This is a genomic window from Pseudoalteromonas sp. S2755 (assembly GCF_005886535.1).
In the GTDB taxonomy this organism is placed as follows: domain Bacteria; phylum Pseudomonadota; class Gammaproteobacteria; order Enterobacterales; family Alteromonadaceae; genus Pseudoalteromonas.
In genome coordinates, this window is the sequence record NZ_PNDS01000022.1 from 79,203 (window position 1) to 90,065 (window position 10,863).

A 10,863-nucleotide genomic window follows, 5' to 3' on the forward strand; every position below is an offset into this window, starting at 1 on the left:
GGAGACAAAAATGGAAATGCTAGCATCACTTGCCGATAAACTGCCTAAGGCAAACGAAAGTCACTTTGCAATCGAAATTGCGGGGCTATCAGGAAGTTTATTTAAAGTATTGAGTTTTGAATCACACAATGACAGCTTATGCAGTGACTATCGCTTCGATATTGAGGTGTTAAGTGAAGAGCTAATTGAGCCTGATCTGGTGATTGGTAAAGATGTTACATTTTCCATTACGTGGGCTATATCTGACAGAACGGTTTCGGGAATTATTACCGAATATGTTTGCCATGGTCGCAGTCATCAAGGCTACGTGTATACCTTATCTTTTCAATCTCTTTTGGTGTTGCTCAAACATCAACGATCAAATCGCGTTTTTACCGACATGTCTGCGGATGCCATCGTTAAAAGTGTGTTAGACAAGGCAGGGTTCCCGTCAGGAAAATTGCAACTAAAGGCATCATCGCCAACCCTTGCTATGACAGTGCAGTATGACGAAAGCGACTTTGACTTTGTGACGCGTCTAATGCGCCGCTACGGTTTTGTTTACGGCAGCACAGAGTCAACGGGCAGTCAAGCCAATCTGTCAGTGTTTGGCAGCAGCAGTGATTTTTCTTCAGAGATGGAAGAGATAACTTTGCCTTACGCGTCACCTACAGGACAGGTTAGACCGAGCGAGTCTGTTTTTGCCTTTTCTAAAAAGGCGAGTCTACGAAATAGTGGCTTTAGACTGTATGACGAAGACTATGAAAAAGGCTGTGCACTGTCTGTTAATAGCAATAATCAAACAGAGGTGGGCGGCTTTGGTGAAGACAGTATATTTGCTGAAAACTTCATGACTGAAGGAGATGGCGATACGCTTACCAAAGTGCACCAGCAAAGCATTGATTGTCAGAGAAACCTTTTTGTTATCGATACCGACTGTCGGGCGCTTCGTCCGGGTGTCGCTTTAACCATAACCGATCACCTTAATTACAGCGGTCGTTACTTAGTGGTGTCTGTTGCTCATAAAGGCTGCCAAGGCGGTAGCGTTGAATACGGTTCCAAGGTAAAAGGCTTAACCTATAAAAACCAAGCGACGATTATCCCAATTGATGTGCAGTTTAAAGCGCCTGTGATTAAGCGTAAAAAGGTCTTTGCATCGTTTAACGCCACGATTGAGCAAGAAGTGGATGACAAAGGGCGCTATAAAGTCAAGCTGCCATTTAACCAAGATGGTGAAGGGGAAGAGAGTAAACCGACTCGACTTATGCAGCACTATGGTGGGCCTGGCGGGCACGGCATGCACTTTCCTTTAAACAAAGGAACCGAGGTTATGGTGGCGGGCGAAAATGGTGACTTAGACAGACCGGTCATTCTTGGTGCGCTATTTAACGATGAAGCGCTAAGCCCGGTTACTGCTGAGAATGCCACTGAAAATAAATTGGTGACAAAGGCAGAAAACACCTTGTTGATGGATGACAAACAAGGCGAAGAGAAAATCCAATTGTTCACCAAAGCACAAGAAAATATGCTCGAATTTAATGCCACCGAAGGCAGCGAATTTATCAAGCTTGAAACCAAAAAAGGTTACATCGATATTAAGTCGAAAGAAGCGATGACGCTGCAATCACAAGCGAATATTGTGGCACAAGCCGACAAAGAAATAAGCATTCGCGCAGAAGATGCGGTGTATATCCAAAGTATTGAGTCCAATATTGAGATCAATGCCAAAGAGGCGATTCAACTCACCGCAGACACCGACATTAAAATTCAGTCTGTTGACAGCAATATTCAATTCGAAGCGCAGCAATCCATCAATCTTGAGGCAGCGCAAGACATCAGTTACTTCAGCGTTGATGGTAATGTTGAGCTTGCGGCGCAAAATGGTAACTTGACCATTAATGCCGATAGAAACATTTCTATCGTTGGCCAAGGTAGCGGCTCAATTCAGCTCTCTCAAGGCGGCGGAAAAATAGAAATCGATGCGGCAGGTAATATTACTATCGATGCGAACAACTTGAACTTAAGCGCCAGCAATATTTCAGTGTCTGGCTCTGCAATTAGCCATAACTAAGCAGGGAGCAAAGTCTATGAAAACCAATGTTGTACAATTTCCACCGTCGTTAAGCAACATCGTATGGCGTGTATCTGCCATTGATAAATTAGGCAAAGTGTTACGAGTGAAGTGTGACGAATCTAAGGTAGAAATGAAGGTTACAGGTCAACTAGACAGCGTGACACGCGTGAATATTGACGATGAAGTGTTGCTTCATAGCGTGGCAACGCCTATCGTTATTGGTCGCTTAGCCGCACCGCAAGATTTTCCGGCAGCGTCGGTAACAAATAACAACGGCACTGTGGTGCTAAATGGCGAGCAAAAAGTCTGTGTCAAAACCAAAAATGGCAGCATTGCGATCAACGGCAATGGTGAGATACAGCTTGAAGGTAAACTGTTAAACGCCGATATTGAGCAAGATCTCAGCCTCCAAGGCTGGCCAATTCGATTAAATTAAGCTGATACGGTGTGACTATGTTTTTAGCTGCAACCAAATTGGCCGTTCACCGTCAACAACTTAAGTCGCTTTGGCGTCATTATCAAAAGTTTAATGCACGCCAAGTAGTTGAGACTGGGCGTTTACATGCCCTTGAAAAACAACTATTAAATCATGTGTATACCTTAGCTGCGACGGACGAAGAACACTGGATAAACCGCTCACAACTAGATTGTATCGCGCATGGATCGATTGATGATGTATTTAAGTTAACTCAAGAGATTGACTCACCTCAGCTGTTATTACTCATTAACCATCTCTTTGGGACAAGAGCACTTGAAGATCAAGCCAGTGAAATAATCACGGCTATTAATCGCGAGCCTGCGCTTGCCGAGTTACTCATTCATAACTTATCAGCATGGCGCATTGATTTTGGTGATGCACTCAGGCAGAGAATTTTATCAACCGATGAAAATTGGCCTACGAGCCTTATCTATTTAGCATTTAGTACCGCTAACTTGTCGCGCCACCAACTTATGGCTGCACTTGAACATAGCAACCCTGAAATTGCCTACACGGCATTGGTGAATATGTGGCTGTGTAATACAGAGCAGCTTTCAGAGCACTTAGTGAAGCGGTTTGCGATGACAGATGATGCCGTGCTAAAAGCAAAATTATTGCAGCTTGCAGGTTTGCTCGACGAGCCTAAATGGGATGAACCATGTTTACTTTATTGTCAGCACAATCCAAGCTACATTGCTGAAGTATTTCCGTACTTTTCTCATACCCGTTCGTTACAAAATCTAGTTAAGTTACTCGAAGCCCCAAGTACCGCTCGTCCGGCTTACGAGGCGTGGAAACAAATCACCGATCTCGACTTGCCTGAAGAATTTGCAATAAGTGATGCAAAAACTGTGGTTAAATCTCAAAATTCGCAAAAACTACCCAGTTTTAGGCAAGCAGAGTATGAACGCCAAGCCTTAATAACAGCAAATACTCAACATCAACTCGCGGGGCGTAAAGTCTCCGAGCCTGCAGCTTGGTTACAACAGGGATTGGCTGGCCTTGCGATACAGCGCAAGCTTTCCAAAATTTCCTCGCATGCACTAGGCGCTGCGCTTTTTTACATGCCGATGGCTTATCTTCAATGGCAATCAGTAAAGCAGGAGTTGAACCATGCTAGTGAATGAATCCGAGTGGCAAAGTAGCACGGTTGAGGCTTGGGATGAGGAAAAAGATCCCATCGTAGTCATCGCTGTGAAGCAAAACTTTGAATACGACGTAAAGGGTAATGTGTATCCCGATCCAGCTGGAGCGCCAGTTGTACTTGCTGATGACTTCGACGGTGAGGGGCTTGAAGCCTGCCTAACCGCCGTTAGCGAAGTTCAGCCCTATAAAACCGGTTTTGAGGTATATGGCGAATTGACCTGCTTTCCACCAACCGACAAGCAAGCGCGAGTGATTGAAGTTGGACTAAAACTCGGCTGTAACGATAGGGTCTTTGTTGATAAATTACTGCGAGTTACTGGTGAGCGTGTGTGGAAGCGATCGCTGTTCGGGCCTGTGGCGAGCGATCCACTAGTATTATCGTCCTGTGTATTAAATTATCAACTTGCCTATGGCGGCACAAGTCCGTCGGATGAAGAACAAGTTTCAACCCAAAACCCTCTTGGTCGTGGCTATAAGCTCAAAAATAAAGAAGCGAAAGGCCAGCCATTGCCACAAGTAGAGTATGCTAATCAGGTATTAAAAAAACCGAGTCACGACACTGCGGTAGCAAGCTTTGCAGCGATCCCACCATTTTGGTCGCCAAGGGGTGACAAACTCCCAGAGGTTGACGAAGCCCAAGCCCTCGCGGGTAAGTTTCCATTTAAAGAAGTAGTCCCTGCTGCGCATTATCAAGTCGCGCCGCAAGACCAACAAACTCCAAACCCGTTTAGTGATGGCTGGTGGATTGAAATGATGGGCTTAACGCCAGATTTACCTTATGGACAAAGCCTAAAGCTAACGTTGCCCAGAATCGTGCCTCGCTGTCGTTTGGTTAATGGCCCAGACGCCGCGCCTATTGATATGCAGTGTGATACGCTGGTAATTGACTCACAAACACAGCAGTTTTCATTAATTTGGCGAGGAAAGGTAAAAAAGAGCCAAACGGGCAGTAACAGCGTGTTCTTAGTCGAAGAGGCACAAACGCAAGGAGTGGCACATGCAGTTTGAATTAATCGCGCTAGAAACCCCCGCCGGTAACCATCCTAGTGCTTTATATACCGCGGTCGCAAATAACATGCGCTTTTGCACGCCAAGTAAAGCTATTGTTAGGTACGATATAAGCCTCGACGCCCCATACTTGCGCGCACAAATTGAAGAGATCTCGGTCACGTTACGTAAAGACCGCTGTTTAACCATTCTTGAATCTTTATTAAATCAGACAAAACAACGGTTTGATGGCAGTGCCAACACATGGGACGGCACCATTAATCTAATTACTGGCTACGCAAAAGCAGAAGAGCCATATATAGAGGTGTCTGATGTTAGGACGCTTTGTGACCATCTTGAGCTGAACGTTGACGATATTCAGTTGCATAAAACGCTTGATATTGATTCGCTCTCGCCAAATAGTCTCTATGTATTTGTAGATAGTTGCGTTGGTTATGACGAAGCGTCAAAACCAAACTGGGTGGGCAAGCTACAAGTTGTTGGCGGCCCTGAAGGTGTTGTATTAAGTGAAGGCGGTTGCGCATTGCTTGGTACAAACGCGAGTAAAGACGGATGCCAAATTAAAGCATATCAGGGCGACTTAGGTGAGCTATTAAAAGAGCTGCACGCAGAGGTAAGTGAGCCCTATATTTCAACCCGCATACTCAGTGAACAGTGGCAAAGAGAATGGCTTAATGCCAGCCGAGCCCTGTACCAAGAACACGACGCGTTAATAGAGCTAAATAACACAGCAAATACCATTGGTTATATTGGCGCTGGCCATAATGCAATGGGACTTGCGGTTGCCAGTAGTTATTTACATAACCCGTTAAATCGCCATATTGATAGAGTGTGGCTGATCACAGAGCAAGAAAAACCACAATTAATCTCAGTAACAAGGAGTGTGTTATGAGCTTTATCGCAGCAGTAAAGGGAAAAGAGCCAGATTCGATTCAGTACGATCAAGATGCCATGTCTGCAACGCTGAGAGTAGGCGGGAGTGTGTCGTGGCGACACAACAATCCAGCATTGTTAAAGCTTACTATCGCAGCGAAAAATAATGGTGCCATTGGTTGTGTAAATGGGATAGCCGTATTTCCTGACAAAGCCAGCGGTGAAAACGCATTTATAGATGAGATTGCGCGCGCTAAATATGGCGATATGATGCTAGGTGAAATGATAACCGAGTTTGCCAGTGACTATATTGTTCCACCGCCTAAGTGGGACGATGAAAAAGACGAGCCGATTTTACCTCATGAAGAACCAGAAACAGGCATGGATATGCATAAGCCAATTGATGACGCCAGAGCGTTTTTAGACTTAGTTGAACGCAAAATAGGATGGCAAGCTGGCAGCGAGGAACAAATCGAAAAAGACGTAGATAGCGAAGCCCAGCAAGTCGGCATCGTAAGCGGCCAAAACGTATTAATTAATGGTCGCACCGCAGTACATAAAGACAGTGGTGGCATGTTAAATACCATAGATGTTTGCTGGACTAAAATTGGTAAAGTTGTCGTGCCAATTCCTTATAGCAATCTCGCCAAATCTAAAGACGCGGCAAGTACAGCCAGCTCAGTAAAAATCAATGGCAACCCTGCAGCCAACATCAAAAGTAACTTTTCAAAAAGTACAGGTGATCAACCCGGTAAAAAGAAAGGCATTGCTAGCGGCACAATCAAGGGCAAAGCCGAATTCATTCTTGGCTCTTTTGATGTGTATATCGAAGGAAAACCCGCCGTACGCCAAGGAGATCTTATGATCTCTAACAGTAAAAATACGCCGCCTTCTCCCCTTAATCAACCGGGCGGTGCTACTCCTAGCTCACTGTCAGTGGCAAAAAGAGATGCAACCCCCGATAAATCAGGAAGTAAAAAGTTAAAAGTAAGCGTATCAGGTAAAGAGTATTACAAGGATGGAGTGAAACTAGGATGAGTGATTTTACAGTACCAGACTTAACGAATCTTGAAACCGCTCACAGAGAGCTGGTTTTTGAAGGGCTAGCAAACGACCAAGAGAAAGTGTCTTTGATGGTTGCTGATACTAACCCAGACCTTGGCACCTCGGGATACTACAAAATACCACTTGGTACTTCTTCGGCGAATGACACTGCACAAGATGCAGAAGTGGAGTTGGTCCATATTTATCCGTTGAGAATGGGGATAGAGGGAGAAGATCAGCTAAGAGAAGGATTTATCTATATTTACGTTGACGGACACTTATGGCGAGAGCTGGAAGTACTTCCAAGGGAAAATGGTGAGGGTGTCGCGTTTAAAGATGTCAATTTAGCCTTTCAAAAGGGTCATAGAGTTATTCGTGTTGCTGAATATTCGTATAAAAAAGATAACTATGGCAAAGAGTGTAGTGTAGACAATACAGAATTAGCACTTCAGATGGTCGACAAAGGGGAGCGGAAAGCCACCACAGAAGAATTAAGCACTATCATCGTCCCAAACAAGTTGTATGGCCAACAGTGTAGTGTAGAAATCGCCTATTCAGAAACGCAATGGAGCTGGAAGCAAATTGAAGCATTTGGCGGTATGGCCGAAACGGATCCGCGTTTAAATTATGGACCAAGTGTAAAGCCCGGTCTTAATGGGGAGAGAGCGACTAACAGACGTGCCAACAGAATGCAAAAACTCGATAAGTTGGCAAGTTTTAAGCAGGGTTTCGATAATTCGACATTGCCCGAGCACCTAGTTTTACCCGTTCCAGATATGTCTGGTGTGTATGTCCCGATACTAACCGACAGTTTAGGGGTAGCCCGTGACACCAGCGCCAGAGTTGCGATATACCGCAAGGAGTTGTTAAGCCTTCCCGTAGAATCAATACAACAAGATCCTGAATTTAAATCAGAGTCAAACACAGAACGTTTTGAACCTAGTCCAAACCAATTGGCAAAGCATTCGTTAGCAACTGCAGTTCAGAGCACCTTCTTTCAATATCCAAATGGAATCAAAAAGAAGAAGGCGCTCGGAGTGGAGGTTGATGAAGACGCCGAAGATCTTGCACAGCAGTATCAGGAGTATATAGAAGATAGCTTTAGCACCACTGAGTTTAGAAAATATCTACACACTGACCGCGCCTTTGAACTTGGTCTATTAATTAACCAATCAAAAGCGAAGCTCTTTGAGATTATTAGCGACGAACAAAAAAACAATTCTTTTTATTACTCCATTGAAGACTATGCCTACTACGATGATATACGCCGGTGCTTACTATACGCAGTATGCTCCGATGTACTCGGCCCAATAAAGGACTTAACCATTACTCTGATCAGTCATTTTGCGGTGTCAGATGATGATTTCAAAAAGTTAGATGAATTGGATGCGAATGACTTAGGGCAAGAATGTTGGCTAAAAGCGATGGGGACGCATCCGACTGAAAGGCTAAGATTAATTGAGCTGCTCTATCCTAAAAAGATAAAGGATGAGATGACTGCGTATGAGTGCCGTCTTAAAGGTTCAAACGACGAATTTGACACGCGCTTTGATCTTACGCTTATGCAAGATAACTTGCAGCCCATGCATGACCAAGACGCATCATATACAGATGCGGTAATACAAGTACTCCGAAGAGCATCACAGGCGATGTGGGGATTCTTGGTGATTGGTCTCGAGGTGCCAACTGGATTAAATGCTGCCCAAGGGCAGGATATCAAATCGGTATACGGAGACCGTAAAGCCAAAGCAGAAACGTTAGCGCTTGATACAAATGCACTAAAAGATGAAAAGGTGGAACTAGAGCGCTCTATTAAAGCTAAACAAGCAGAAATTAGTGCTTATATTAAAGCGCGTAACCAAATTTTAAATGCGGCTGTTGCAGGAGGCATGAATCCAGACTCAGTAGTGGCACAGCTAGACTTACAAATAAAACGCCAAGAGCAAGCATTACGTGATATCAAAAAAACTGCCTCCAATGTGCAATATCAACTAACGAATGCAAAGAGAGAGCTTAGTGCATTGTCAAGCTCTATAGAGTATGCAAAATCAGCTAGATTTGAAAACAGTGTCAGAGGGGATCTCTTTGGTCGATTTAAGCAATTGGTAGATGTTTCGACAAATGGTTTGATAAAAGAGATTAACCTATCAATTGCAGACTATTTAGATGGCAATTTACCTGATGGATTTTTACCTCTGGATTTTCAGTCAAAAGCTGAACGAGCATCTAAGCGCCTGAATGAGCTGGAGAAAGCCGCAGAGGCATTTACTGATAGTCATCAGAAGAATCCTGTAGCACACCCTTATGTCAGAACTGAGTTAGGTGGAGGACAGATTGTTCAGCAACAGTTAGATCATATTTTGTCTCTAGACGGTACCTTGGGTGAAATTGAAAAAACACTGGAGCGACAAAAAATAAAAGCCGAATTTGCACAAAAACGCTTAGAGCAAAAAGTACTGGTGTTGGATGCGAGTAAGATTGAAAAGCTCAAGTTCGAAATTGGTGGTATGGATGATGAGTATTTTAAACTTGACGGTAAGATCGATGGAAAAAGCTGGGAATTGGATAGTATTAAAAAAGAAGTGGATTCCTTAGAAAGACTCTCGAAATTTAGCGTAAAACCTCGCACATACAATATAGCATTAAACGGTGCACTATCTTTTGTTGCCGCATTAGAGGCAATTAATTTATTCGATACAATGAAAAATGCTAGTGCAAGTGGGCTTACAAAAGCGTCAGCAATTCTTGATTTTGCCGACATTATGATCAATATCGGTGCGAATGTGGTAGAAAAAAAGGCTGGGTTACCAACTCCCAAGCAAGTCAACGCCATATTGAAAAACTCAGCATCGTATGTTTCAGGTATGGTCGTATTAAGAGGGGTATTGGTTTTTACTGCAAATGCGATTTCCCTACTTGCCGCTGTCGTTAGTGCTTATGTTGCGTTTAAGGATGCGATGTTAGAAAAGAAAAGTGGAGATACTGCATTATATTATGCCAATATGACGATGATGGTAGGCTTTTTGTCACTAACCGCTTCAGCAAGTTTAGTCGCTGCAACACATTTAATTTCCGCCTTAAGTGTTGGCGCAGTCGCAACATTTGGCGCTATTGCAAGTGCGCTAGGGTTATTGGGTTTATTGATTATTTTAATTGGTGCTGGTTTACTGCTTATTTTTCATGAGTCTGAAATTGAGGCTTGGTTAAATGCCTGCTCTTGGAGTAAAAATCGCCAACAAAAATATATAGACGATAGCAATAAGTCTTCGGCTATACGGGCGTCAACATGGCAGCAAAAAATGGAAAATGCGTTAACCGATTTTTATAGTATGTTGTACTCGCCTGCGATAAATATTCAAAGATTTTTAAGTGTGTTTAAAGTGCAGGTAAGCGCGCCCCTTACCAATGAATTAGAAGGGTTTTCTGCTCGTTTTTATTGGTCAAAAGAAGGTGATGACAAAATACAGGAGATAAATCATCATCAGTTGGCCAAGCTTAGCAGTGGTTGGAAGCTATACCCTAATCGAACCGGTTATTACTTTGAGTTCACTGAAGGAAAGCTTTGCGAACTATTAAACCTAGAAGTTGGTAGCTCTATCGAGTTAATCATAGAAGTAGAAAGCTACCCCAATGGTAAAGGTAAAAAAGTGATCGAGAGCGCAACTGAGTTGTACTCCTTGCCAACGGTGGTGACCAAAAAAGACGATGGTTATTTGATCACTAAAGGGGTTAGATACATTAAAGAACTTTCAAGATTAAATCAAAAGTTCAGATTTCCTGAAAGGCCGCCAATAAAATAGAAGGGTACTGAATTTGAAAAAGATTAAGGATATGACTCGGGAAGAGTTAGATGACCATTTCACGAAGAGATCAAAAGAAAGAGAGAAATACTACGGAAAAGAAGCAACTGAAGAAGAGAAAAGAGAAGCAGAAAGAGAAGAGTATATAGATAGAAGGGTTGGTTATTGCCTTAATGATTCTTATTACGAAGAACTACCCAAAGATTACCTCCATAACTTAAGCTATAAGGAACGACTAGCTAAGGCTGAAGAACTAAACGGCTGTAAGTTTAAAGAAGCAAAACCCTGTAAAGACAGATTTGCGCCGAGAGACGACTTTAGTGGTGTAAGCTACCCGAGCCAATGCGATGGTCGGGTTGTTTCGGTACCGCGCTCACCGGGATTATGGTCCCTTAGGCTACATGGGTTGGTATTAGGCCCTATTATTGGGATTTGTCTGCTAGGGGTAAGTATGACAGACG

7 protein-coding genes and 1 pseudogene are annotated in these 10,863 nt (G+C 43.5%); all 8 read left to right on the plus strand.

Annotated elements, in window-relative coordinates; translation table 11 throughout:
* Window positions 1–10: 10 nt before the first annotated feature.
* A complete protein-coding gene (locus tag CWC03_RS04440; protein WP_138580734.1) occupies window positions 11–2,050 on the plus strand; it encodes a type VI secretion system Vgr family protein in 2,040 nt (679 codons plus the stop codon).
* Between the two features lie 16 nt (window positions 2,051–2,066).
* Complete coding sequence (locus CWC03_RS04445; RefSeq protein ID WP_138580735.1) at window positions 2,067–2,489, plus strand: hypothetical protein; 423 nt, start codon at window positions 2,067–2,069, stop codon at window positions 2,487–2,489.
* 17 nt (window positions 2,490–2,506) lie between these two features.
* Window positions 2,507–3,658 carry a hypothetical protein gene (locus CWC03_RS04450; RefSeq protein WP_138580736.1) on the plus strand — a complete coding sequence of 384 codons (1,152 nt, stop codon included), beginning with the start codon at window positions 2,507–2,509 and terminating at the stop codon, window positions 3,656–3,658.
* A complete protein-coding gene (locus CWC03_RS04455) occupies window positions 3,645–4,685 on the plus strand; it encodes a DUF2169 family type VI secretion system accessory protein (protein WP_249313945.1) in 1,041 nt (346 codons plus the stop codon). The genes CWC03_RS04450 and CWC03_RS04455 overlap by 14 nt, the downstream gene beginning before the upstream one ends.
* A complete protein-coding gene (locus CWC03_RS04460; protein WP_138580737.1) occupies window positions 4,675–5,577 on the plus strand; it encodes a hypothetical protein in 903 nt (300 codons plus the stop codon). Before CWC03_RS04455 ends, CWC03_RS04460 begins: the two co-directional genes overlap by 11 nt.
* A complete protein-coding gene (locus CWC03_RS04465; protein WP_138580738.1) occupies window positions 5,574–6,596 on the plus strand; it encodes a DUF4150 domain-containing protein in 1,023 nt (340 codons plus the stop codon). The genes CWC03_RS04460 and CWC03_RS04465 overlap by 4 nt, the downstream gene beginning before the upstream one ends.
* Window positions 6,593–10,402 carry a toxin VasX gene (locus tag CWC03_RS04470; RefSeq protein WP_138580739.1) on the plus strand — a complete coding sequence of 1,270 codons (3,810 nt, stop codon included), beginning with the start codon at window positions 6,593–6,595 and terminating at the stop codon, window positions 10,400–10,402. The genes CWC03_RS04465 and CWC03_RS04470 overlap by 4 nt, the downstream gene beginning before the upstream one ends.
* 31 nt (window positions 10,403–10,433) lie before the next feature.
* Window positions 10,434–10,863, plus strand: a pseudogene (locus CWC03_RS04475) (hypothetical protein); the annotation flags it as partial.

What these genes read in the sequence shown, in the direction of transcription:
- CWC03_RS04440 (WP_138580734.1), top strand. Translation starts at nt 11, where the DNA reads ATGGAAATGCTAGCATCACTTGCCGATAAACTGCCTAAGGCAAACGAA.
- CWC03_RS04445 (WP_138580735.1), top strand. Translation starts at nt 2,067, where the DNA reads ATGAAAACCAATGTTGTACAATTTCCACCGTCGTTAAGCAACATCGTA.
- CWC03_RS04450 (WP_138580736.1), top strand. Translation starts at nt 2,507, where the DNA reads ATGTTTTTAGCTGCAACCAAATTGGCCGTTCACCGTCAACAACTTAAG.
- CWC03_RS04455 (WP_249313945.1), top strand. Translation starts at nt 3,645, where the DNA reads ATGCTAGTGAATGAATCCGAGTGGCAAAGTAGCACGGTTGAGGCTTGG.
- CWC03_RS04460 (WP_138580737.1), top strand. Translation starts at nt 4,675, where the DNA reads ATGCAGTTTGAATTAATCGCGCTAGAAACCCCCGCCGGTAACCATCCT.
- CWC03_RS04465 (WP_138580738.1), top strand. Translation starts at nt 5,574, where the DNA reads ATGAGCTTTATCGCAGCAGTAAAGGGAAAAGAGCCAGATTCGATTCAG.
- CWC03_RS04470 (WP_138580739.1), top strand. Translation starts at nt 6,593, where the DNA reads ATGAGTGATTTTACAGTACCAGACTTAACGAATCTTGAAACCGCTCAC.